This is a genomic window from Pseudoalteromonas sp. SANK 73390 (assembly GCF_054966645.1).
On sequence record NZ_ARPN01000198.1, the window covers coordinates 1 to 25361 of the forward strand.

Annotated in this window: 18 protein-coding genes; 4 read left to right on the forward strand and 14 right to left on the reverse strand. The window is 40.9% G+C overall.

Annotated features, from left to right (window positions below):
* From SANK73390_RS21560 to SANK73390_RS21575, 4 genes are all read right to left on the reverse strand, one after another.
* On the reverse strand, positions 1–6296 hold a 6296-nt coding region (locus tag SANK73390_RS21560), incomplete at its 3' end, for an Ig-like domain-containing protein (protein ID WP_462768358.1).
* 29 nt (positions 6297–6325) lie between these two features.
* Entirely contained in the window at positions 6326–7105 is a 780-nt protein-coding gene (locus tag SANK73390_RS21565; RefSeq protein ID WP_462768359.1) for a hypothetical protein, read from the reverse strand.
* 71 nt (positions 7106–7176) lie between these two features.
* Positions 7177–7968, reverse strand: coding sequence for a hypothetical protein (locus SANK73390_RS21570; protein ID WP_462768360.1), 792 nt, complete (start codon positions 7966–7968; stop codon positions 7177–7179).
* Positions 7969–8138: 170 nt separating this feature from the next.
* Entirely contained in the window at positions 8139–8468 is a 330-nt protein-coding gene (locus SANK73390_RS21575) for a hypothetical protein (protein WP_462768361.1), read from the reverse strand.
* 482 nt (positions 8469–8950) lie between these two features.
* On the opposite strand from SANK73390_RS21575, the gene SANK73390_RS21580 reads away from it, so the two are divergent.
* Together SANK73390_RS21580 and SANK73390_RS21585 are read left to right on the forward strand one after the other, a co-directional pair.
* Positions 8951–9229, forward strand: a complete 279-nt coding sequence (locus SANK73390_RS21580; protein WP_462768362.1) for a transposase — start codon at positions 8951–8953, stop codon at positions 9227–9229.
* 31 nt (positions 9230–9260) lie between these two features.
* On the forward strand, positions 9261–9443 hold the full coding sequence (locus SANK73390_RS21585) for a hypothetical protein (protein ID WP_462768363.1): 183 nt from the start codon (positions 9261–9263) through the stop codon (positions 9441–9443).
* A gap of 100 nt (positions 9444–9543) precedes the next feature.
* Here the strand turns inward: SANK73390_RS21585 and SANK73390_RS21590 are convergent, their stop codons facing one another.
* The 3 genes from SANK73390_RS21590 to SANK73390_RS21600 all read right to left on the reverse strand — a co-directional run bounded on the left by SANK73390_RS21590 (position 9544) and on the right by SANK73390_RS21600 (position 13808).
* Complete coding sequence (locus SANK73390_RS21590) at positions 9544–11019, reverse strand: flavin monoamine oxidase family protein (protein ID WP_462768364.1); 1476 nt, start codon at positions 11017–11019, stop codon at positions 9544–9546.
* 638 nt (positions 11020–11657) lie between these two features.
* Entirely contained in the window at positions 11658–12569 is a 912-nt protein-coding gene (locus SANK73390_RS21595) for a PhzF family phenazine biosynthesis protein (protein ID WP_462768365.1), read from the reverse strand.
* Positions 12570–12692: 123 nt separating this feature from the next.
* Positions 12693–13808: an ATP-binding protein gene (locus SANK73390_RS21600; RefSeq protein WP_462768366.1), complete on the reverse strand. Its 1116-nt coding sequence runs from the start codon at positions 13806–13808 to the stop codon at positions 12693–12695.
* A gap of 266 nt (positions 13809–14074) precedes the next feature.
* Between SANK73390_RS21600 and SANK73390_RS21605 the strand changes: the two genes are divergently transcribed.
* Positions 14075–14566 carry a hypothetical protein gene (locus tag SANK73390_RS21605; RefSeq protein WP_462768367.1) on the forward strand — a complete coding sequence of 164 codons (492 nt, stop codon included), beginning with the start codon at positions 14075–14077 and terminating at the stop codon, positions 14564–14566.
* 5 nt (positions 14567–14571) lie between these two features.
* On the opposite strand, the gene SANK73390_RS21610 is transcribed toward SANK73390_RS21605, so the two are convergent.
* The 3 genes from SANK73390_RS21610 to SANK73390_RS21620 all read right to left on the reverse strand — a co-directional run bounded on the left by SANK73390_RS21610 (position 14572) and on the right by SANK73390_RS21620 (position 18204).
* Complete coding sequence (locus tag SANK73390_RS21610) at positions 14572–15762, reverse strand: anhydro-N-acetylmuramic acid kinase (protein WP_462768368.1); 1191 nt, start codon at positions 15760–15762, stop codon at positions 14572–14574.
* Between the two features lie 11 nt (positions 15763–15773).
* Entirely contained in the window at positions 15774–16187 is a 414-nt protein-coding gene (locus tag SANK73390_RS21615; protein ID WP_462768369.1) for a hypothetical protein, read from the reverse strand.
* A gap of 70 nt (positions 16188–16257) precedes the next feature.
* Positions 16258–18204 carry a RecQ family ATP-dependent DNA helicase gene (locus tag SANK73390_RS21620; RefSeq protein WP_462768370.1) on the reverse strand — a complete coding sequence of 649 codons (1947 nt, stop codon included), beginning with the start codon at positions 18202–18204 and terminating at the stop codon, positions 16258–16260.
* A gap of 125 nt (positions 18205–18329) precedes the next feature.
* On the opposite strand from SANK73390_RS21620, the gene SANK73390_RS21625 reads away from it, so the two are divergent.
* Complete coding sequence (locus SANK73390_RS21625) at positions 18330–19847, forward strand: phospholipase effector Tle1 domain-containing protein (protein WP_462768371.1); 1518 nt, start codon at positions 18330–18332, stop codon at positions 19845–19847.
* On the opposite strand, the gene SANK73390_RS21630 is transcribed toward SANK73390_RS21625, so the two are convergent.
* The 4 genes from SANK73390_RS21630 to SANK73390_RS21645 form a co-directional block, all read right to left on the reverse strand.
* Positions 19824–20603, reverse strand: coding sequence for a substrate-binding periplasmic protein (locus tag SANK73390_RS21630; protein ID WP_462768372.1), 780 nt, complete (start codon positions 20601–20603; stop codon positions 19824–19826). The two genes, SANK73390_RS21625 and SANK73390_RS21630, sit on opposite strands and share 24 nt — an antisense overlap.
* Positions 20604–20945: 342 nt before the next feature.
* Positions 20946–21164: a DUF2798 domain-containing protein gene (locus SANK73390_RS21635; protein ID WP_261591214.1), complete on the reverse strand. Its 219-nt coding sequence runs from the start codon at positions 21162–21164 to the stop codon at positions 20946–20948.
* 192 nt (positions 21165–21356) lie between these two features.
* Entirely contained in the window at positions 21357–23816 is a 2460-nt protein-coding gene (locus SANK73390_RS21640; protein ID WP_462768373.1) for a glycosyl hydrolase family 18 protein, read from the reverse strand.
* A 108-nt stretch (positions 23817–23924) separates the two neighbouring features.
* Positions 23925–25361 carry a lytic polysaccharide monooxygenase gene (locus tag SANK73390_RS21645; protein WP_462768374.1) on the reverse strand — a complete coding sequence of 479 codons (1437 nt, stop codon included), beginning with the start codon at positions 25359–25361 and terminating at the stop codon, positions 23925–23927.

A 25361-nucleotide genomic window follows, 5' to 3' on the forward strand; every position in this document is an offset into this window, starting at 1 on the left:
GACGTGCTAGCCACTTTATATATGTGCGAAACGCCTGCCACATTATGCGCTGAGTTTTTACCCCACAAATAGTCTGCAAAGCTAATTGCGTTGATTTCTGACGTTGCATCTTTGAGCAACTCACTACTACGCGCTTCATAATCTGCCACCTTAAACTGCGCTTGACGCGTAAGCCTACCTTGATATGGAAATATCTGGTTAAAGTCAGAGCGGGTAACAACCCCTAACGTAACATCTTTTTCAATCACCGACTTAAAGCCCATAAAGCCTCGGCCTTGACTGTTATATACAGCACCACGGTAAGCGTATAACCGACTATTTTCACCACCTATACCGTTGTCTTGCGTAAATTGGGTGACTACATACATGCTAGAGGCAAAGTTTTGGTACCCCGCCGCATAATTGCTGCCCATTTCATATAACTTACTGGCCCCTAGTATGCCCGTCTCTAACCCTGAAGAAAGAGGTCGGTACTGCCAACTACTTGTTAAGCCCACTCCATTTGTGACCGACTTAAGCATATCCACTGGCGCATAACCCGCACCAGTTACGCCTGTACCTGAGCCATAGTTGCGACTAACATTAACTTGGTTTTCTTTAAACCCGTTTAAAGTATCTGTATTAAATGTACAGCCCGTACTTACACCATCCGAGCTTATCTCGCAGCCGTAGTTAAACACCATATCTACCAAACCATCTCCCTGAGCATCAAGGAGTTGAGTATGCGTACGTGCGCCATACATGTTTGTGCTAACAGAGATAAAACTGCCCGCATTGTCTAGTTTTATTGCAGAATACTTATAGATACTTCGGTCATAGCGCTCAGCAATTGATTTTCTAGTTTTCTTGGTATCCATTGGCATCGTGGAATAAATCTCCCCTCCACAGTAACGAACCCCCCCTTTGCCTACCACATCAACCAACGAACAGCCATCTACCTCGCGTCGGCCTGGGTAAAGTAGCTCTTCTTTACCATCATTATCAATATCGGCAACGCGAATTGAGCCTCCATAGCTGGGCACATACCCTTTAATACTTGTTTCCAAAGCCTGCCCATCAGCGCCAATTGTTTCAGCATAAGTAAACAGTCTACTGGCCACCCGCAAACCCGTATCAACTGGTGCCCTAAATTTTTTACCCGTATTGTAACGAACGAACAGAGCGTTATCATGGGTCTTTGGTTTATACCACCCAAGCCAATCTTTTAGCCCATCACCATTCACATCTGCAAAGGTATAAAAGCGAGTCCATGCATTGTCGTTATCTGCTGCACGGTAACCGCCATAATCACTGTCGTCATCTGAGCTAAAGGTTTCCCATTCAAATACAACTTCCCCATTCACGAAATGGGTATAGTAAAGCTCGCTTAGCTCACCTTGCCCATTTGAGCTATTAAAACCCTCTGGATATAAGTTCTCAACGTAAAAATCCGCCAGCCCATTACCGTCTAAATCACCAGCACTAACCAGCTTTGAGAGCTGTACATATTCATCCAAATCTCCTTCTTGCTTAGAGATAGTATAAATCACTTTACTGTTTGTACTCAGATAAGGCTGGGCCACATTTTGAGTATGAAAATATACAATTACGTCATCCCCCCCTCGTGTGAGGGTTCTTTTATTAATCACAATATCAGCAAAACTATCGCCATTTAAGTCACCGACATACACCAACTCAGTAAGTCTAGGGACTTCAATATCAGTGATAAGACTACTGGTGCCACCATTTTGTTGATTAACGATGACTTCTAGATACTTACCACTTCTTGAGTAGCGCCCAAAATTAAGTTTATCTGTATAACCATCTAAGTTCACATCAATACTATGGCGGTGGCAATTAACCAACTCTCCACTTGAACCTGGCCCTGTGCACTTAGCTTCAGTGTCAGTGTTCATCACAGCCGTACCTTCTGCGTTAAAATAATAACCTGGCCAGTCTAACGCGCCATCTCCATTGCGGTCACCTTGTGGAAGTACACTATTTATGCTCTTTGTAGAACGAATATCTAAATATTCATTCTTAACTGTGATGGCACTATCTTGCCAATCAAACTCAGTAGCTGGCAAACACGTATACCCACCTTCATCAACACAGCGTTGAAGTGATACTAATAAATCACGTTGAGTTGCTGCACTGGCTTTATACGTTAGCTTAACTTGATGGACGAACGTGCTATTGGTAAATGTTTTTATCTTGTGTAAACGTTTTGTTGAATCATAATAGCCACCTGCCACATAGCCCGAGCGCTTATCTAGCTTATCTTCGTATTCAAACGCTACACGCTGTTGACCTTTTTCTTCTTGGCTGTTGCCCGTGTAATAAATATCACTGAGCAACCTTTCACCCGCGCCATACGCTTTATAGTCGTAATGGATATAGTTTTTATCCGTGGCATCGTGTTGATAGCTTATTAACCAAGAGTAAGTGGCTGATTGACCACTATGTATCACTCTAGAGTCTACATCTTGACCAAAGTAGACTGTGGTGCCATTTGCATATTCAGCTGTGAATGATGTGCTGTTTGAATTCATTTCGCCTGATTGCGTCACCCGTACAAAGCTTTCTATCTCTGTTCGATATATCGCGCTGTCTTCACCATAATTACCTGAAACCGCAATTAACCTCTGCCCATCTAAACATAAGCGGTCATTGCTGTTGTATTGTGGATTTTGGGTAAAACCATCTTGCGCATACGTGGCGCTACATCGGCTTATTTGCGAGCCTGCCGACAAGCTCACGCCCACACCAGCAATACCATTGCCCGCGCGTGAAGAGTAATTGAGCGACACCTTAGGCTGTACGCCATTTCTACCCGGCGCAATTTGAATCGGTAAGTTATAACTGGCCGCACCGCCGTTTACACCCGCAGAGCCGGGTAGCGTGCCTGCGGCATCAGCGGTTGGGGCTAAGATATCAACAAGCACTATATCTTGAGGCTCTTGAGCTGATGTCTTTGCATAACCAAACTTCGTTTGGTCTGTGTTAACGTTAATCCAAGACGTACACTTATCATCACTAAAGCACACTTTAATGCGATAAACTTTGCCTTCGGAATTACTCAGGCCGAGGCTAGTTTCACCATTTTCTAGCGTTGCTAAAGCACGCCAATTGAGAGATGAGATATCGCAAGAATCACCACACTGCGCACTTTCAATCGATATACGAGCCACTCCCCCTATATTTGGCCATGACAACTCCGAACCTGAGTTTATAACAAAGAACTCTTTATCAACTACCTCAACTCGTTGCTCTGTAACCCAGCGCTCGCTACACGCTCTACGAGTAGAGTCGATAAAACCACATGCTTGTGCAAAAAATCTATAGTTCCCCGGTTTATCAAATCTATATTCGTATGAACCCGGCTTATTGCTTGCACTACTAGCAAGCTTAATCATTTCACTCGTATTGGGAGGCATTACATATAACGTTGACGTTAAATCTAACCTTGGTTGACGAGTGAATGACCAAGCAACTTTTCCTTTGCTATTAATAAATGCTCGCTCTGGTACTAATACATTTAACGGTGGCGTATCTGCTGGTAAAGATACCGTTTCATACTTGGCAGTCTCTGCTGACCACGCTGAACAAGTAGAGTTGCCTACTGAGCCTGTGCAAGAGCGTATTTTGTAGGAACGGATACCGCCGTCTATGTCATCCCATATAACGCTATTATTATCAGACACATTCTCTGCTAAAACTGTAAACCTGTCAGGCGTAGTCCAATCATTATCATTAAACTTGATTGAAATATCATAGTAATCTGCGCCTTTTACAGGCCCCCATTTAAGTGTTGTGGTACTACCTTGTACAACCACCTCATGGATCCAAGTTGGAATTAAAACCGTATTTGACTGAGCTGACCATTCGGTGCAATCACTAAAGTCACTATTACACCCTCTTACTCTGTAAGTTCGCTCACCAGAGGGCAGAGCAGGCCAGATTTTCGAGTTGCCAGTAAATGTAAACCGACCTGATTGCGCCCAATCATTGTTATTATATTTAACTTGCACATCAAATATATTTTGCGCTGCGCCGCCCCAACTTAGCTCAATACCATTTGCGCCCACTAAAGTCGCTTTTGGTGTGGTTACTAAGTTTTTGCTCGCCAGAGAATACTCCGAATAGTTAGAGCAACCCACTTCGTTACATGCTTTAACTCGATATTTTGCATATTCATTTTCAGTTTCTTGTGAGTCAAATACATTTGTGGTTATTCGATGTTCTGTTAATGACGACGTAAAATCTATTTTCTGTTTATATTCTTCAAGCAAATAATAAGTGGCAAAGTCAACTTGACTCCAGTCAACCCTAATATTACTGCCCTCAACTGTTAAGTTAGGCTTATTCGGCACATTCGGTTTTGGCGGGCTAATTACAACCGTCCCCGCTTTTGATTGAAGCCCTTGCTCATCAGTAACCCAAAACAAAAAGGTATCTTTATCAAATGGCAAGTTTGGTATGTACTTAAACACGCCATGTGGTTTGCCTGGCACTCTAACCAGTTGCCCCCTGTTGGTTTTATTATCAGTACTCCCCTGTTGTGTTACAAATTGATAAGTAAAATTATCTAACAAATATGGCGCTTTATTTGCTTCAGGGTCACTCATTAAGGTATTTCTAAAATCTATCTCTATTTCTTTAGCTTCAATGAGTGTTTGCTCAAAATCATAAACAACGGGCGCTTCATTAACTGCAATTAAAGGCACTTCAACTCTAAAAGTATTCGAGGTAGTGACGCCATCGGTAACTTTTACAAATACATTTAAAACGTCTCCTTCATAGAGTGGGTCTATGGTGACTTGCCCTGTAGCCTCATCAAATGCGTAGTAGCCCAGCATGTCTTGTACAATAAGAGTAAGCTCATTATTTCGACTGTGCGACCCCTTGTATCTAATATATAAATTATGAATAGATAGACTAAAAGCCGAGTCCTCTCGCGTTGGCGTCATATCATAGTGGCGTATAATGACAGGCGAATCTTTTTGCTCTTTAATATCAATAGCAATGTCACCACGCCCTGATGGCGCACCATGCTCGTCATATACAAAGAAAAACACAGAATCTCGGCCTACAAAGCCGCTCGGAGGTGTGTACTCAAATACATCGTTTCTCGCACCAGACACATGAACAAAACGACCGCCCTTGTTGGTCCAGCCACCACGATCTTCACGAACCGCATTTTTTGAAAAGATATATTTAAACTCTTTTAGCCTTGGGTCATTCTTACCTAGTGGCCAAAAAGTAAAATCAGGGTCATGCATCATCCCTTGCATATAAATGGTAAACTTTTCGTCCTTAATTGACTCCCAAACAATCCGTCCAGCTTGTGGGCGATCATTTACCTCATTAACGATGATTTTGAGGTCAAAAATACTTGAACGATGTTTACCATCAAATAATGTAACAGGCACAGTCAACTCACCATTAAAGTTGGCTATTGGAGTGATAGTAAACTCATTTAATGTATAGTTTTGCCCTTGTGCAACTTCGAGTGTGATATCTGTAGGCAATGAGTCATGATCAATATAGGTAATTTGTTCAATATCAAGGGTAAATGTGGTGTCTTCGTCCATCACCAGTTGCTGTTGCCCCGTGATATCTGGTGCTGTTTTATTTTCTTTTAACACCGTGACTTGCACTTTAGCACTAGACGTAGTGCCTACCGTATCTTTAATAATGTAATCAATTACATCAGCGCCATCAAAGTCAAAATTAGGCTGATACTCAACCCCATTACCTTTTATTAACGTTTGACCATGTTTTGCACTGGCTTGCACAATGGTTAGTGCATCACCATCAACATCGGTGTCGTTTTCAAGCACGTTGATTAACGTTGTTGTGTTTGCAATAAGCGTGACCGAGTCATTTTGCGCAACCGGGGCATCATTCATCGAGTTAATCGTAATGTAAGCTAACCCTGATACTGAGTTAGAGCGACCATCGTAGAGCATATAAGTAATTTCATCCTGCCCTGCAAAGTTAGCAGGCGGTATATACTTTACTTGTCCATTAGGCATCAGTATTACTTCACCCAATTTTGCACTTACAGAGACAATTTTGAGGGTATCTTTATCGACGTCTATATCGTTGGCGAGCAAATCTAATAGTGAGGCTTCATCTTCACTTAAAGTGATATAGTCTTCAGTGGCTGTCGGCTTGTTATTGTTTTGTGCATTGTCGCGCAAGTTTTTTAGCATAAACTGTAAGTGGGCAGGAAAAGCAAACTCTGCTGATAGCGCAGGTTTAGCCATTGCACATAGCAATATAAGTGCAAAGCTTAAAATAACTCTAGTCACGGTCATCTCTTAAAAATCCATTTTTATTGTTATTTAATCCAACACGGTGTTTGGCCGCACAGTGGGTGTTCTTTTTTTTCGAGTTTTACCGCATGAGTTGCTTGATACGCTAAATAATTTTCTTTAACACACCCGGTTGTGCCGCCCGATTGCTTATAAACAGCCGCATTACCATGATCTGCAAGGTTGTTCCCTGTTATTGAAGTATCTGCAAAGACAAAGTATGCACCAACGTTTTCATAAAAAACTTTGCTATGTATAAGATGGGAATAATAAATACGATAAGGTTCACTTTTGCACTCTGAATCTAGAAAAAAGTGGCTCTGAAAACTTGGCCTAATTTGAGGCATATAGTTATGAAGCATATGCGTGCCCTCAATAGGCGAGTAGTAATACAAGTTTGGTGTAAATGATATAATCTTACCTACTTTAGTAATACCATCTCCTTTATATAACCAAGCGCCACCAGTGCCTGCTGACTTACTATTAATACTCAGTGATAAGCTTTGTACCTGCTCTACATCTGCAAGTGATTCACAACGCCCCGCTGATTGTACTGATACCAACTGCTCTTTAGATACCGCAGTTACCAACAAGCTATACATAGCTTGCCCTTGCAGTGAGCTCAAATTAATCGCCCATTGGTTTTGCTTGTCGCTACTGGCACAACTAGGAACAGTATGTGTTTTTGGCTCAGACAATGTGAACGTTGCCACATCACCTAGTACATTAAGTTCAGCCACCGTTGACGCTGCCATCGCAGTGCACGGTGCTAATAAAGAGAAAATAGCAGTTTTAAGGTGTCGCATAAAGTTGGGCCGTTGTTATTTATCAGTGAAGTTATTTTATCTGTGCTTCAATTAGTTTTAAGCGTTATGCGTTATTTGATAATACAAGCACTTTCACCGCATAAATGATGAAGAATTGGTTCAACTTTACTCGTTGTTCTCGAGTACGCGGAGGCTACCCTGTGTGCATCAACACATTCATACTTATAACCATCAATGGTCCATGTACTTGTGATTTTGTAGACTTTGTTTTGCCCATGTATGTTAAGCCTATTAGCTAAAACGCTATAATCGCTTTTCGAAACATATAAATCGATAGCTGGTGAATAAATGGGCTTTACTCTAAAACTACCCTCAATATAAGGTTGACCACTACATTGTTCATCAAGAAATAAAAGGGTCTTATGTGTAGCTGCTACTTTATAGGTTTTAGGCATTTTCACACCTTCCTTTGTTGTATAAGTGTACATACCTTGAGACGGCGTACCTATTATATTCCCTATTTTAGTTACACCGTCACTTTTATATAGTGCGGGAACTTGAGACTGTTGCGCGCCTTGATTAACATTTAATGCAAGATAAGCAGCTTGTTCTACATTAGGTAACGCCTCACATCGTGCCGCTGATGTCACACTCACTTCCATCCCTTTAGACACCGCAGTCACCAACAAACTATACATAGCTTGCCCTTGCAGTGAGCTTAAATTAATTGCCCATTTATTATGATTTTCAGCACTTACACAGCTTGGTACTGAGTGTGCTTTAGGGTTTGACAACGTAAAAGTAGCCGTCTCTGCGAGTACTTCCAATTCACTGATTGAAGAGGCCGCAAACGATGTATAAGGAATTGAAGCAATAGAGATTAAAGTTATTAAGTGTTTCATTTTCATTTTAGTTTTAACTGTTTGTATACGGTATGGTCTGCGACGACTTTTAGGTAATGCCACATTACAGTCGCAGCTAAGTCAAAGCATTCTCAGTGAATACCGTAGAAAGGTTAAGTAATGTTGCGTTGTTTTGGTCTAACAACATAACGATTAAATGTCTCTGTTGGCTAATTTTGTATAAGCACCTGCTCAACTGTTTCGATATTGGTGTTAACAAAGCACCTATTTGTGCCTTTAACTATGATCGGGGTTTGGCTGTCGAATGCGCCTAAAATTATACTAAAAATGTTGCTACTTCCTTTTGAATGCAAGTCAATTAACCAGTGATCCAATAATTCTGGGGTCACACAATCAGCACCTGAGTGACCACGCATTGGATGGGTTTTAAACAACACCGTGTCGTTTTTAATTTCTAACTCTGTAACCAAATATCGCTGTTCAACAGCTAAGCTATTGAAACTAAAAAACACTACCACCCAAAAAAATATATTTTTCATTTATGACTACTTTTCTAATTTATTTTCAAAATAATTAACATAACGGCCACCTTAGGTTAACTCACTTACTGATAGCTAAACATCAGCCAATTTAAGGCCAAAACTTCACCGAGTATTAAAAGTAGTGCGTTACTAATTTATGCCGTAATCAATACCGGTACGATAGAGGGGGGGGGGTATGGTATCGTGTTTATATGAAAAAACAAGATATTGCTCATTATTTAGAGCAGGAATAAAGCGCTAAAGAGGGAGCACCTAAAAACGGCTCATAGCTTAGCTTTTAAGGAACACAGAGAGTGTAACTTATTACTTTAAAGGCAATATCATTTTTTCAATGACTTACCAATTACAATTTACCACGAGTAGTGCAAGTACGTAGTGTATCTTGTTGTTGCACCGTGCTTGCTCTATGCAATCCAGAATATCACCTAACCAAAGAGAACTGCATTTACTCGCTCTATAAGCGGCGAACTTGGCGAAAATTGCACTTGGCCGTTGATGCGACAAGTCACGATATTGTGGGTGCTGAGCTGTCGATGGTTAATGTGTCAGATGGTGAAGAAGCCCTGACCGATTTAATCATGCCACTGCGCAGAAATAGTGACAGAGTAACAGGTGACGGTGCCTATGACACACGCAGTTATTATGAAGAGGTCGCAGCAAAAAACGCGATTATGCGGGTGCCACCCAGAGACAATGCCCAGTACTGGGAAGAATATACTGGGAAAAAGGACACGCCAGAAACAATGCCGTATTTATGATGCACCAAATAGGGTTATAGCGCAGTGGAAAGTGAATTTAGAATATCATCTTCGCTCACTTGCCAAGACGGCGATGTATCGTTTTAAACAATTAATGGGTGATAAGCTAAAAAGTCGTCAGCTTAATAGTCAGCACACTGAAGCGATGATTAAAGTGAAGGCAATAAATAAAATGAATAGACTAGGTATGCCCAAATATCAGCAACAAAGTTAAAACTGACAAACTGATTAGTAGATAGCTATTTGATCAATAAGGCCGCTAGCGCAAAAAATAGTGCCTTTGGCAAATATAGCAAAGGCACTCAATGGTAAAATTACAGCCCTAGTTCTTTAATCTGTTGCGCAACTCGCACACCACTTCTTACTGCGCCTTCCATGTAGCCTAAATATAAAGTATCTGTATGTTCCCCAGCAAAGTAAATACGCCCTACTGGGGCTTCAAATAGCTTCCAGTATTCCTTCACTTGGCCTGGGCCATAAGCCAAATAGCCGCCTTTAGTCCATGCTTCGTTAATCCAGTTTTGCGCTTTCGCAGCTATAAAATAATCGGATGAGCCTGGATACATAAGTTCAATTTCAGCGAGCCTCGTGTCAATGATCTGTTGATCTGTCCATTCTTTTTGCATTTTACTGAAATCTCCAGATGTGTAGGCTATTAAAATCCCCCCCTCACCACCTTGGCGCTCTGTTGTTTCCCACGTCCAACCAGTGGGTAAGCTTGCCACAACAGTATCTCCGCCCAACTTCTGCTCCAACCAAAAACGTTTGCTATATTGCAATAATACTTTTGAATGAGTGCCATAATTAATATTATCTGCCGCTTGCGTCATTGCATCAGGCAATGTGGGTGAAAACGTAATTTTATTCAGTACGGTCAATGGTACCGTTACCACAATCACATCTGACGTGTAGGTTGATTGTGTTGACGTTGTAACAGTTATTTTATTATCAACTTGCTCTATCTTTGCAACGGGCTGACTAAGCACAATGTCACCTTGGATGTTATCAACATAAGCTTGTGTCATAGCTACCCCGCCTTTTAAAAAGCGAGTAGACTCAACATCATCATCAGATACGTTTTCATATACCTTTGAATACTGCGCAACATGTAAAAGGGATAAATCACTTGGCTCATCAAACTCGCCGCGAATAAACTGCTCTGCCATTTGTTTTGCAATGGGATTTAATTGCAAACCATTTAACCAAGTTTGTACATTCACTAAATCGTACTCTTTAGCCAAAGGGAGTTCAGCTGGGTTTTCTGGATCTGGGACTGCATCAGCAAGCAGCTTTAGTTGGTCTTTAAAGCGATAATAATCGGTCACCACAGCTTGATTATAGCCATTATCAAAATCAGTATAACTCACCAACTGACCATCGATATAATAAGCACCCTCTTCTATATCGCCGTCGTACCCTACATCAGCGAGCGCCACGTTGAATAAACTGGCATAGCGGTGAATTTGTTTATGTACCGTTTCGCCATCAATCAGCTCACCGCCTATCTCACCTGTTTGAGACCCCATTTCAATGGTAGCGACTCGACCACCCACTCTATCTCTCGCTTCAATGACCGTCACTTTGAAGCCTTGTTGCTCAAGCTCATATGCGGCGGTTAATCCAGACAATCCTGCACCTACAACAATCGCATCTTTGGATACAATAACAGGCTTTTCTGGTGTATTTTTTTGATTATCATGTTTATTATCACTACCACATGCTGTGAGTATTGTTGAAAATACCAACACCAGCAAAATATGACGGAAAATATCCTTTTCCCAAATTTTCATTATATAAACCTCTTTTAATTAAAATATTAAATTATTCCCTTCTACTCAATAATGGAAGGGCTTTTAAGCATAGCTAGCTACATCATCTTTTGAATAAAATCTAAAAACCACCGACAATATGCAACAGATAATAAACCAAATTAAAAAACAAAAAAACACTTTTAAAATAAAATTAACAACTAAAAGTTGAAATATACTTGTTCTAACTTCAGTAAAGTTAATAAAACAATTCCACCTGCTTATAAACAAAAAGCAATAATTGGTTTGTCTGACCGCGCAGCTCATTAACCCAACTTAACCAAGCCAACACCAAAGGAACAAGCTCCACTTCTTTAAAAATACGAGCATGAACTGCGTGAGCAGCCGAATAATACCGCTGAGATGGTAAGTCATAAAACGTCAGTTAGATCATGGTATTGGTTGATGGAGGTGGTCACCTCTTCACAAATTTGAGGTAAATAATGGCATAATTTACAAACAGGTAGTGGTAACGTGAACGCTATTAGATCAAAAAAGCTCTGCGTTAAAGTTTTTTACAAAGAGCGGTCCTGTCGTGATGGTAAGCTTCACAGGCCTTCCCATATTGCTTGAACATAAGATTATTCACTTTTGGAATTAAAAAACTAAGGCTGCCATAATTAAACTATCACTGACTGTTCAACAACTTTTGCACCTTGCTGCTCAACATTTAATAAGGTGGTTGTAATATGCTGCGCTGTACCACCAATAATTGGGCAAAGGCTGTCATTGGTCTTGCTTAAGTGTGCTTTGATTAGTGAGGGCCTCCCCATCTCAAGCCCTTGTAAAAACACCACATGCTGATGAGCGAGTAGCTGCTCATAGCGGTTTAAATACGCGATTAATGCGCCACTTGCGCTACCTGTTGCACATTCTTCTGGAATGCCCCAATGCGGGGAAAAATTTCGAGTATTGGCATAATATGGGCTGTCATGAGTATTTAATTCAAAGACATGGATACTGGCCAATGAGTGTGTGTCACAAAATACCGCCATGGCTGCTTCGTTGGCTTTTAAGCGTGACAACATGCCAGATTTAATTGGCACGAGTAAATCAGGTAATCCCGTATCTACCACTTGAATTACACCACTAGTGACGAAAGAATCTCCACCTGTCTTTTCAAACAATGTTGCTATGGTATCTGCAGTGTATGTTTGCGCAAATTTTGCCAACCTCTGTTTCATCATCACTTCAGCATTTTTAGCTATGCTAACTGCGATATTACCCGCTTTAGTTAATTGCGTGTAATTACCAGATGAAACTCGACCTGACGAAACAAGGTAATGTCCAACAGCTAAGGTTGCATGGCCACAAAAGTCAACTTCTTGTGTGGGCGTAAAAAACCTAACCCGATATTGCTTTGCTTTTATATCGCACACAAAAGCGGTTTCAGATAAGCCCAGATATAATGCAATGGCTTGCATATGCGCTTGGGTTAATAAGCCATTATGTTCAATCACGGCTGCAGGATTGCCTCCCTTACCTTGATGAACAAAGGCATTTATAATATGTACAGAAATGGGAATAACCAATTACTACGCTCCAATGAAAGATAAACATATGTCAGCAAACCGGGGTTTTTGCCTCGCTACTTTCTTCTATTATAAAAATCTGAATTTAAAATACTTATAAATTTTACCCGTTCTCGTTCATAATTATACCTTTGAGGTTGCCTCTAAGTATTTAATAAAACCAGGAGATTCGATGTAATACCTATCACCGTATTGTGATATTACTTGCATTGTTTTAAGTTTTTTAACACTGGTTTGAATTGCTGAAGAAGTCACTTCATTGGCTACTTTATTAGATAAATAGTCTACGATACTCGCGCTATATAGTGCTGTTTCTTCTCGGCGTATTAAGTGTAAAACTTCCACATCAAGGGCTCTTAAACGCTTTTTCAAACCTTCAAAATCACCATCTTGAACCATCAGCGCCTTAATATACTCAGTTCCCTCTTTTAACGATGCTTTATGCGCCATCAAATATGTCATCAACTTCATCATCCAAAAAGGCGATTTATCTATCTCTTCATAAAAGTCATTAATAGCTAATACGTCATACTCTAAGTTAAAATGAACCTTGAGTGTTTTACAGCAATGCTGTACAAACTCTTCGCCAAGCCTTGGGAAATCAATCATAAATGCAGAATCATAAAATGGTTTGTCTTTATCTGAAAACATCGCATTAACACCTGAGCGACTAGAGCCTGCAAATACCACACAAATATCGCTATAGGTGTCTAATGCTGTGCGCAGTGCATGTTGTACAGGCAAAAATTTATCTGATGAGGCTAGGTGCTGAATTTCATCAATAATAATAATTGCTTTATCACCACACTTATTAAAAAGTGCCTCAACCAATTGCCCTATTTTAAATAGCTCAGATTCACTGGGCTTATGAGCATGTTTGTCGCTAAATTCAATGATAGCTTTACCAAATACATTATTTCCCACTTCCAACTTTTTTACTTCGCTATTAGCAAGTTCAGACAACTTACTTTTTAGCGTTTCATCTAATATTGATAAGGTATTATTCAACGCTTGTGTTATTGCAACTGTTGGACTTTCAGGCTCACCCCATAAGTTAATATAAACAGGAATAAAGCCATTTTCGATGGCAATCGGATATAGGTCTTTCAGCAAAAAGGTGGTTTTTCCCGTACGCCTCACATCCAGTAATGCAATGCGACTCATTGCCCCTTGATAAACAGTTTGCAGGTAAGACTCAGCCAAATCTTTACGTTGAAAATGCCAGTTGACTTTTTTCATGATCAGGTGCTCTGCTTTAGTTATGCTAGGTTATGGTTAATTATGCATAGTATACATAATTAACCATAAAATCACATAATCAAACTTTATGCTGGCTTAACCTAAGTTGAGATTACTTAGAGTATAGACTCCATACCATTCCTTTATTATTTACATCTCAGTATAAGTTTGCTACATCTTTGCCTATTATTGCGCTCAAAGTCATAAAAGTGTCATTTTATTACGCCATAATGCGAGCCACTTAAAATTAACTGCTACTTTTGACAATGACACAACCACCTGTACTGTTGAGTTTTTCTGCTCGAGCCTTAGATGAACATGCTGAAGACCAAGCGTGTTTACATGCGTTGCAGTACGACACCTTAAAGCTTGAGTATCACACCGTGGGCTTAGCGTTTTTATGTGAGCTGCCTTATGATGCGCAACTGGGCGATATGATTGCACTGTATGCAACGCCTATCAAAGCCCGCTCGGCAAGTTTTAGTGCAGAAGCACCTCTGAATAAGCATGCTTTAGAAACAGGGCATCAAGGGTTAACCCTAAAAGGGCATGGCCAATCTGGTGAGTATATTGTGCAGTTAAGCTTAATTGGTCGCCATGGTATGGTTAAAAACTCGGTTGAATACAACGCCTATATTCATAGCTCAAAGCAAAATGATAATAACATCGTAGAGCAAAAACCATCTATGTCTGACATGACCTCTGCGGTAAAACGCCACACGGCAAACCTAATGGCGTCAATACTTGCTATTTTTTAAATACCCTAATCAGCAAAGCTCACTTTACCCATCGTTACACTCACAGATGATTGAGCGCTTTGCTCAATACATTCACCTACTAAACATTCATTGGCAAGCATGGCAAACAGCACCGCTTCTTTTGCATCAGGATGAACTCCTAGAACATCACTATTTTGCATTTTAATATGTATACTTAATAGCTTCTTTATTTGATTTATCAACAACACATTATGTACACCTCCACCACTGCAGTATACTGAGGTTGAGTGTTTAGCTAATGTATTAATATGCTTCGCAATAACCTGTGCAGACAAAGCACTGAGTGTGGCCATCACATCTTGGTGCGATAACTCCAGCGTATTGCTATTGCGTTGTGCTCGCTTTAATAAAGCCAAATTAAACACTTCAGGCCCGGTTGTTTTGGGTAAATCTAGTGCAAAGAATGACGTTTCGAGCAGCGCATTTAAAAGCGCACTATTCACTTTACCTTGCATTGCAACCGCTGCATTTTCATCAAAAGGCTTACCATAATACGCTCGCATATAAGCATCCATCAGCGTATTGCCCGGACCTAAGTCACTACAAATAACATCGTCAAGCTGACCACCTTTGGGTAAGAAAGTTAAATTTGCAATACCGCCCATGTTAAGCAAAATACGGTTTTCTTCATTGCTGGCAAAATAGTAATAATCGCCGTATTGAGCAAGCGGCGCGCCCTCACCACCTGCGGCAATATGTTTTTGTCTAAAGTCAGCAATGGTCGTTATACCTGTTGCAACAGCAATATGATCAGCATCGCCAATTTGTAATGTCGCATTAGCAAATTCAGTGTAATCATGCTGATGTTGTGGGCAATGGAAGATGGTTTGCCCGTGACTGGCAATTACATCAATAGTGTGTGGGTCAACTTGCCAGCGCGTAAGGCATTGATTGATAAGTTGACCGTGATAGTGGCCTAGCCATGGGTTGAGTAGAGTTAAATACTCAAGGTTCACGGTTTGTTTAGCAAAAACTTGGCTTATTTTATCTTTAACAGACTGCGGGTAATCACAAGTAGTAAACGCTTGCACAGTAAGCTCTGTATCACGCCCACTGCCACTAACACGGCACAATGCAACGTCAAGGCCATCTAACGAAGTGCCGCTCATTAAGCCGATGATCAGTCGTTCTGGTTTTGTCGCACTTTGATAAAGCTTTTTTATATGTGAGTGCATAAGTCGTAACGTTACTCTTTTTTATTGTTAGAAGTATACACGCTGACGATGGGGTAGTCGTAGCGGCCAAATTCAAGCGTTAGTGTGAACGTTTCACTCGCTTGTAATGAATATTTATCATCACCCTTTAAGGGAGAATGGCGCGAGCCATCTGCAAGGAGTGCCATAACATGTTCTGGCTCAAAAAAGCGCTTACCTGTACTGGTGTTCTTAATAGTAACTAAAGCAGCTCGCTGCCCTTTTACAGTGCTCATCGGGTAGTAGCCCTGAATGATAAAGTCTCCATTTTTAGGGTATTGCCGTGCATTATTGGTAAAGGCATTTTCTGGCACTTTAGCTATCGCACTATCAAATGTATAAACTGGGTCTTGTGCAACTGTAAAACCGCTTAACAATAATAGGCTAAAGAGTATGGGTAATTTCATTGCTTTGTACCTCAATATTAAACTATCAAATGTATTATCAATGACAACTAGGACACAGGCTATGGTTTTTTTATACACCCAAAGCTAATTGATTCACTTTATCGGCTATTTGCATAAAACGAAGGCCTTCACAGCAAGCAAAACCTGGTAGTTGTTTTAACTTGTATTGACTTATAAACGGCGTAGTAACACCAGCTAAAAATCGAATAACCGTGTCTTTGCTTATCGTTATATCACCTTGTCGTAAATGTTTTTGCATAGCAAAAACATAAGCGCGTAATGCATCATCATCTGGCATCTGCCGAACGTTACTTTGCGTTAATTTTGCGACTTGCCCTCTACACACACTGCAATGTCCACATGAGCTTGGTACCTGAGAATCGTCAAAGTAATAGGCTAAGTTTGCACTCAAACACTTAGAAAGCTCAAAAAAGCGCAGCATCGAAGAGATGCGCTTTAATTCTGCCTGTTCTTTGTCTTTAAAGTAGTGGTACAAGTTGTCGACTAATTCAGGCTGTGACAATACCTGCTGATTTACCCCATAAACCTGCACCATGCGCTTACTTTCAAGCTCAATCAAACCTTGCTGGTGTAAATAATCAAGGGCGGCAACGGCTCTTTGCCTATCAGCACCAGATTGCACAAGAGACTGCATATCTACCGTACCCCATACTTTTTTAAACTGAGTATGTGCAAAAATTTGTTTTAAAAATGCCTGCCTTGTCGAATCAAACTGACTCAGTAACTTCGATTCAATCATCACAAATTTAAATCTAAAATCGGCGTAATACGCATACTTTGCGCTAATGGCACCTAATATTTCTAATTGCACTAACAGCGTTTTTAAAGCCAGAATACGGATGTTGCTCGCTTTAGATAGTGGTAGTTCTTGTATCTCCCACTTGCCATTGACTTGTTCTTGCAAACCTTGCGCAACAACATACTCTATACCGCTGCGCTCAGGCGTGTCACCGTAAACAAAGTTTTCAACGGTGGCAACACCGTCTAAGTTTGCCAAAACAGTACATTTAGCTAGTTCGCCATCTCGTCCAGCACGGCCGATTTCTTGACTGTAGTTTTCTATCGATTTGGGTAAGTCATGATGTATCACAAAACGAATATCTGCTTTATCAACCCCCATTCCAAAGGCAATGGTGGCAACCACGACTTGAATTTGATTGGCCATAAACTGCTGTTGTACTGTGGTACGTAAATCATCTTTTAAACCCGCATGATATGCAGACGCATTTATGCCAGATGCTTTTAGTTGTTTTGCTACTTGCTCAGCTTGTTGTTGTAAAGTGACATACACAATACCCGCACCACGTTGAGCGCGTACAAGCTGCAGTAATTGAGGCAATTTATCATGCTCGCTCACACTCATTATCGATAAATCTAGGTTGGGCCGATAAAACCCTGTTTGTACTATATGTTGTGGCAAAATATCAAAGCGCTTTGCCATATCAAGTTTTACTTTTTTTGTCGCTGTTGCAGTTAATAATAATACCAGTGGAATATTAAGCTCTTTACGATAATCCGGCAGTTTTAAATAATCAGGCCTAAAATTATGGCCCCACTCTGAAATACAGTGTGCTTCATCCACCACCATCATCGACACATTGATTTGTTTAATAAACTCACGAAAACGTTCATTTTTGAAGCGCTCTACCGACACCATCAGTATTTTAATTTCACCACTTCTGACTCCTTGCATCACCGCTTGGCTTTGCTGAGTTGACTGGCTTGAGTCGAGTGTCGCTGCACCAATGTTTTTACTTTGTAAAAAGAGCACTTGATCTTGCATCAACGCCAACAATGGAGACACCACTAAAGTTAAATGTGGCAGGTGTAAAGCACTCAACTGATAGCATAAAGATTTTCCTGACCCTGTTGGGAAAATAGCCAATGAAGCGTGCCCGGCTAACAATTGTGAAATAGTTTGCGATTGTCCCGGTCTAAAACTGGCAAAACCAAAATGTTGCGATAAGCTTTCTAGCAACGGCTGTCCATGCTCCATAGTGTGGCCTCAATTGGTGTAATTACTTGACTTAAAAGTATCATATTTTGTGTTTAGCATTAACATTAATACGCCAATTTCATGCTTATTGGCAATGTCATCACTGTGTATAAGAGGAGAAAGCTATGTCTAATTCATCTGGTCCTTCACTATTGGTTTTTAGTTTTGACGGCACCGGTAGCGAACCTCGAGATGCACAGCAATATAGTGCCGAGCAGTTTAAAGAAGATTGTGAGATAAGCAATGTTCTTAAACTACATCTATTACTCGGTGGTCGTATACACCCACAGGCACAAAGCCAATTTGCACATCAAACCTGTTTTTACTATAGCGGAATAGGCAACCAAGGCAGTGCCGTTAAAAAAATACTAAACCAAGTCCTTGCCCCTCAAAATAGTGATGTGGCCAGTATTTTGTCACAAGCGATGAGCGATTTTGAAAATAATTACCAACAAGGCGACCAAATACTACTGATTGGTTTTAGCCGTGGTGCAGCATTGGCTAGGCGCTTTGCAAAATGCTTAGAAAAACATATCAGCAACAACGTGTTTTTATGTGTATTCGATACGATAGCTTCAATTGGCTTTAGTAAAATAACCAAAGCGACTTGCGGAACAGAGCATGTTATATTTGCCAATCATGATGTGGCTGAAAATGTAACCGCTGCACTTCACTGTGTTAGTCTTGATGATAAACGTCGAGTTTTTGAAGCAACCTTACTTAACCATGCACCCAATGTGCATGAAGTGTGGTTTGCAGGCAGCCACTCTGACATAGGCGGTGGCTTTTATCGCAGTGGATTATCCGACATTTGTCTACGCTACACACTTGAATGGTTACTCATACAACCTATCAATATCGATATACTAACCCGTGAGCAAATTAACTACGCCAGCTTATTACCCCATGATGGCAACTTACTGATAGATGCAGATGATTTAGCCATCAAACCTGACGCCCTCGCTCCAAGCCACCAACATGACTATTTTTGGGGCAACATTAACTTTAAAGCAACGCATCGACTGTGTGTTGTAATGCAAGATAACCAAATTAGTAACATGACCCCCATTATTCACCATAGTGTGGCAAAGCGTGTTTATAACCACAGTAGTTATCGTCCTGAATCATTAAAAGGTCTTACCCATAGGTTAGAGTATGCCAATGGCGAGATGCTTGAGTGCATAGGTATAAATCCACATATTGAATTGCCGACTCAGCAGCTGAATATTTTACAAGTAGGCGAGCAAATGAACCTAAAAGTATTTGCGTGTGAAGCATACAACCATACCGGCCTTTGGCTTGAAAAAGGCGCAACCTACCGTATAAACCCGGTTGACCCTCAAGTGTGGTTTGATAAAGACGTTAAAGTGAGTGCTAGCGGCTGGCACCGTGATAACCGAAAGGTGGGCGTAAAACAGCTGCCAATAGAAATGATGGAACCCTATAAACGCTTGCCCTGCCGTCCATGGTTTTCGCTGGTTGGGTGCATTAATGCAGATGATAGGTTAGCATTTTCACTCAATGGAGGTGGCGATATTAAAATTAACCAGCATGGAGAGTTTACTCCGTTCGCGAACGATATAAACTGCGATTATGGTTTAAACCGAGGTGCTATTGAACTAGAAGTGAGGCGACTGGGTTAATTGCTCAGTTCTCTGAGTAAGGTATTTATGTTCTATGACCTTTAATTGCTCAGACATTGCACCTATTGCTTTATTTATTTTAGCAATTTGCTCTACGCTAAACGCACCTTTACTGAGCATAAAATGAACACCGTTATCGTGAATAATATAAGGGTGCAAGCGAAGAGTTTCATACCCTAATTGCTGCTTGTAATAAATACCACTGGCCTCATCTTCAATCAAAAAGTCTACCCTACCACGGCGAACTAATTCCATGCGCTGCGACAAGCTTGCTACTTCAAAGTAGTTGTCTTTAAAACGCTCAATTCGCAATATATTTGCTAGCTCCTCACCATAGTACGCCCCAGGATTTGCAGTAAACAGATAGCCTTGAATAAATAGTTCAGATAAATCATCGACCTCATCCATCGTACTAAGCGTGAAAAGCCGCATTTTTTCGCGTCTATATTGTGTACTAAAATAAGCTATCGCGGCTCGTTGCTCGCTATAACTGGCTGAAGGAAGAATATCAATAAACCCCCTTTCTAACTCAGTGATGCCTCTAGCTGATGAGGGGAGCCTAATAAAGCTGATACACAATCCCGCTTTATTAAAAATTGCTTGCGTTGCATCTATATCCATACCGTAAAAGCGCTCATTATCATACATCACATAGGGCGGCCAAGCAGTACCAACACCTACTTTGTAAGTGCGTTCGCAACTAATACATTGAAAAGTAACAAGCAATAGCAAAAGCAGATAAAATCTATAATACAAATTAATACATCAACCAAAATAAAGTACGCTCAGTTGAGTATGGAAGAATACAGAAATATTACCACTATAAGTAACCTCAGCCTTGGATAGGCGAGTTTGCCCAATAAAGCTCTGCCCTCTATCTGCGTTGCTTGGTCTTGTAATAGCCAGCTATTGCTGCATAAAAGCGCCTTAATATTGAAAGAAAAATCATCATTGGATAATAAATGATTTGAGTTATACCAATTGCGATAGATGAATAACTTAATAACAGGGCAAAAATTCCAGTATGACGTTATTCTACATAAGTTATTCGGTAGGTTAAGCAATCACTTCAATTAAAATACAGGTACGGAAGTATGATTAGGGTAGTAATTTAGTTGTTAACTTTTGAGCAATTGGCGCACTAAAAAATGAAATAACTGCCGCGGCTGGCCACGCCCATAAAAAAGCCTTTGCCCAATCAGCTAAAAAGTGTTCACTCCAGCCTAGGTTAATGTAGGTCACCCATAAGGTCATCAAGATAGACAAAAAAAATGATAATAAAACAGTAAAAACAATTCGATATTTTAAAGATGGCATATGCGCTGTGCCCTAGGTTAGTGACTTACGTTAGTAAAATCTCAGCACGGTAATTATATGCTTTTGCGCTTATGACTCGCAAATATTTGCGCTTATAAAAAAGCGTCAACCGATAACATCGATTGACGCTCACTTTTGTATATTGCTGTGCTCGTCCTTGAGTCAATTTTATTTAAAGTCTACAGCTAAGAGTTAAAGGGCTAGCCATACAAGGGCTTTGCCTGGCTCTTCACCGCGAGTCCACCACTTAGCACGATAATCTTTACCACCATACACAACAGTATCACCACCAACATACACTTTATTTCGCTCCCATGTATCAACAGAACCGGTTGTATCAGTCACCGTTACTTGGAATGACTCAGAGACACTTGCAGTACCATCTGACACCGACACAGAAACGGTGTAAGTCGTATCTTGCGATACTTCACCAGCACTTAAACTTACACTCGCACCAGAGCCAGATAAAGTAAGCCCTGCAGGTACATTCCACGTATACGTAAGCGTGTCATTATCTGCATCTGTTGCCACTGCGTTGATGTTAATACTCGCCATTTCTTCTACTGTCACATTTGCAACTGGGTCAAGTACAGGTGCATTGTTTGATGTTGCACTTACAGTCACTGTTACATCTTTTGATACTGAAACAGTACCATCTGACACTGTCACTGTTAGCGTGTAATTTGTATCAGTTGTCACAGTAGGTGCTGTTACACTCACACTCGCACTATTTGCATTTGCTAAACTTAATGCTGCATCAGCAGTCCAGCTGTAAGTTAATGGGTCTCGGTCTGCATCCGTTGCGCTCGCAGTAACAACTGCTGTGCCACCGTTAGCAATCGACACTTGTCCATCTACTGATACCACTGGTGCTCTATTTGGTGGTACTGTACCCGCTAACCCTTCATGGATTGCATTTAAGATATCACCATTATCAGCATCAATCTCCCAAGCAAATAAACCACCTAAGTCGTTCATTTTAACATACGCACCTTTGGCCTCAACAGAGCGAGGATTATCATAAGTCAACAACTTACCGTTGCTACGATTCCAAACATAAGCCGCCTCTGCTTGCGCATCATACCCTACTTCAAAACCATTAATACCCGTGCCATTTGGACCTAATAAATTAGCTACTATGCCTTTATAATCCATAATACCCGGCTCCCACACACCTTGTGATGTAGAACCTTTAAACTTACCATTACCTGGTGCAGTCATTGGATTACCTGGAATAGTCGCATTTTGTTCCATAACGCCTTCCCAACCACGACCATACATAGCTGCGCCCACAACCAATTTTTTAGAGTCAACACCTTGTGCAAGTAGTAACTGGATTGCGTTGTGCGTGCTATATGCAGGACCTTTACGCGGTTCGCCGTTATCGTCAACACCAGTACCATTACATTCATCTGTGCTGATGTGAGAGCCACAGTAAAGCGCAGTTTGGTGACCTGTTACGTTATTCCAACCACCGTAAAAGTCATAAGTCATGGCAAAGATATAATCCATGTACTGTGAAGCGGCTTGGTAATCAACATCTTCAATTTTATCGTAGCCAGTACCAATAGCTGAGCTGAGCTCATATTGACGGCCTGTTTCAGCTTCTAAATCATCAAGCATAGCGCGAAGTTCTTGCATAAGCGCAACATAGGCTGGGCCATCATTTACTGGGTCACCTAAGTCACCATTTGGACCACCGCCACCTGGAAATTCCCAGTCAATATCAACACCATCATAGAACTTCCATGTTTTTAGGAATTTTTTCATTGATGCGACAAACGTATCGCGGTTAGCCTTGTTGGTAAAACCATGGAATGGGTCAGATAACGTCCAACCACCTACTGATGGTAAAATTTTAAGATCTGGGTAACGTTGCTTCAGCGCCATTAACTGCGCATATGTACCACGAATTGGGTCTTTAGAGTCAACACCTGGTAGCGCTTTTTGCACAGCAGCCCATGGGTCGTGAATCACAACTTCATAATCAGATGAACCCGCACACGCCTTTTGCAGTGCACGCCAGCTATTGCCATTTTCTATTTCTTTCAATGACTCATTTGGGCCACAAATTGGAATAAAGCCATATAATAAATGAGATAAGTTTTGCGCAGGGATTTGTGTTACATCAAAGTTACGACCATAAATACCCCACTCTACAAAGTATGCACCAGTCACATAGCTTGGGTTAGTACCAAAGTTTTTGTTATTTGGATCAACATTCATTGGCAGTGGTTCTAAGTGACCACCGTCAGTATCAGCAATAACGATTTGCTTACCGGCACTACGTGCACAAGTTTGACCTTCACATAGCTCAAGATACAAAGTATGACGACCTGAGCTATTATATGGAAATTCAATAACGCCACTTTTTGTGCCAGCCGCTAATGTGCCTTCATTAACTAACATATCATCAAAATAAACTTTATAGCCATCACCACCAGCACCGCTCCAAGCATTCCACTTGATGCTAATATCAACTTGCTCTTTTGCTTTCACTAAATCTTTATATGACCCTTGACCATCTAGGTTTACCTCAACAAAAGAATACAATTGTGGCTTCCAGTCTAAGCTGGGTGTTGAAGGTGCAGCAAGTACTGAACCTGACATCATGGCTAAAGCCGTAGCGACCGTTAACTGTTTAATTTTCATAACTTTCTCAACCTTATTTACATGTTGTATCCAACCAATTATGGAGGATGATTGTTGTATCAAAATAAATCTTTATTCAACGTATTACGCTGTGGTGATACGTGTTACTTATAGCTCTAACCAAACACTGGCAGTACCTGGCTCTTCACCTAGAGTCCACCACTTTGCTTGGTAGTTTTTATTGTTATGAGAAACCTTGTCTCCGCCTACATAAGTGCTACTTTGACTCCAAGCAGGGTACTGAGATTGATCAACATCCTTTACAGTCACTGATATTTGTGAAGATGTACTTAGCTGACCATCAGATACCGTGACTGTGATACTGTATTCACTATCTGCAGACACTTCAGGGGCTGTTATTTCAATTGTAGAGCCTGTACCTGTCCATGATAATTCATTTGGTAACTGCCATTGATAACTCAAGTCTTGCTGTTCATCATCAAAAGCATGAACATGGAGTGTTGTAGTCGAAAGTTCATCTATAAACAGCGGTTCTGTAGGGTTTACTTTAGGTGGCGTATTATCTGGTGCGGCTTGAACCGTGAGGTTATACGTGTAATTTTCATTACTCACAAACACCTCATTTGACAGTAAGTTCTGCGGGTCAAATTCGATTTTTCCATTGCCTTGCTTAATGCCCACTTGCATAACGCTGGCATGATCTAGATTCAACATTTGTGCTAATTGCTCAGCCCAGTTACCCACATTAAAATCGGTAACTTTTAATGATGTACTGACCTGTTCTTTCCCCGTTCCGTCAAATACACGCGCCCACACAGTATCGCCAACGTTTGCCTGTTGTCCCTGATTAATATAAAAGCCCGCACTTGTCCAATTAATTGGCCCGGTGTCACGAACAATAGAAATATCACTACAGTTATAGAACCCCTCTCCCACAACATCAATACGCTGCCAACGGGTGTATAAAATCGCATCACCCACACGATCCTGAGGTATCGACACCTTCATTTCATAAAAACGCTTACCATCGGGGTCTTTAACAAAATCAACATTACCCAGCTCTGTGACGAGCTCTAAGTCCTGCCAACGTAAAACATCGGTTGCGCGATTAAACTCAGGTTTAGTGATATAAAATTTCCAAAAGCTAGGGTTATGGGGTGTTGTGGCTCTAAAACGCACGGCTAACTCATTATTGGCATTAGGGGTTACTTCCGTGCTTTGCCAATGTGCAGACGGTAAGTTTGCGCCTCGTTTTGCATTATCGCCACCAGCACATAAAGTTCCATCAGGTACACTTGCTTCAACAGCCGCTTGATCATTGTAATTGGCAGTGTTGACCGAAAATTCATGCTCTTGAATAAACTGTACGTAACCCGACTCTAAAAAGGCTGCTCGACATGCCAAATTTGGAATATTTGAACCATCTTCTGGCCACCAGTATCCACCTTGCGCTTCGCAAAAAGATTGGCGCGCTTTAGGAAAATCCATAAAACCATGAGCATTCACTTTATAACTCAACGTACTCAATAATATGGTACTGATGGTTGCTGCGAGCAAAGGGGTTTTAACTAACATTTTGTTCAT

Excerpts from the sequence above, each read along its gene's own strand:
- SANK73390_RS21565 (WP_462768359.1), bottom strand. The coding sequence starts at position 7,105 with ATGCGACACCTTAAAACTGCTATTTTCTCTTTATTAGCACCGTGCACT.
- SANK73390_RS21570 (WP_462768360.1), bottom strand. The coding sequence starts at position 7,968 with ATGAAACACTTAATAACTTTAATCTCTATTGCTTCAATTCCTTATACA.
- SANK73390_RS21575 (WP_462768361.1), bottom strand. The coding sequence starts at position 8,468 with ATGAAAAATATATTTTTTTGGGTGGTAGTGTTTTTTAGTTTCAATAGC.
- SANK73390_RS21590 (WP_462768364.1), bottom strand. The coding sequence starts at position 11,019 with ATGAAAATTTGGGAAAAGGATATTTTCCGTCATATTTTGCTGGTGTTG.
- SANK73390_RS21600 (WP_462768366.1), bottom strand. The coding sequence starts at position 13,808 with ATGAAAAAAGTCAACTGGCATTTTCAACGTAAAGATTTGGCTGAGTCT.
- SANK73390_RS21605 (WP_462768367.1), top strand. The coding sequence starts at position 14,075 with ATGACACAACCACCTGTACTGTTGAGTTTTTCTGCTCGAGCCTTAGAT.
- SANK73390_RS21610 (WP_462768368.1), bottom strand. The coding sequence starts at position 15,762 with ATGCACTCACATATAAAAAAGCTTTATCAAAGTGCGACAAAACCAGAA.
- SANK73390_RS21615 (WP_462768369.1), bottom strand. The coding sequence starts at position 16,187 with ATGAAATTACCCATACTCTTTAGCCTATTATTGTTAAGCGGTTTTACA.
- SANK73390_RS21620 (WP_462768370.1), bottom strand. The coding sequence starts at position 18,204 with ATGGAGCATGGACAGCCGTTGCTAGAAAGCTTATCGCAACATTTTGGT.
- SANK73390_RS21625 (WP_462768371.1), top strand. The coding sequence starts at position 18,330 with ATGTCTAATTCATCTGGTCCTTCACTATTGGTTTTTAGTTTTGACGGC.
- SANK73390_RS21635 (WP_261591214.1), bottom strand. The coding sequence starts at position 21,164 with ATGCCATCTTTAAAATATCGAATTGTTTTTACTGTTTTATTATCATTT.
- SANK73390_RS21640 (WP_462768373.1), bottom strand. The coding sequence starts at position 23,816 with ATGAAAATTAAACAGTTAACGGTCGCTACGGCTTTAGCCATGATGTCA.
- SANK73390_RS21645 (WP_462768374.1), bottom strand. The coding sequence starts at position 25,361 with ATGAACAAAATGTTAGTTAAAACCCCTTTGCTCGCAGCAACCATCAGT.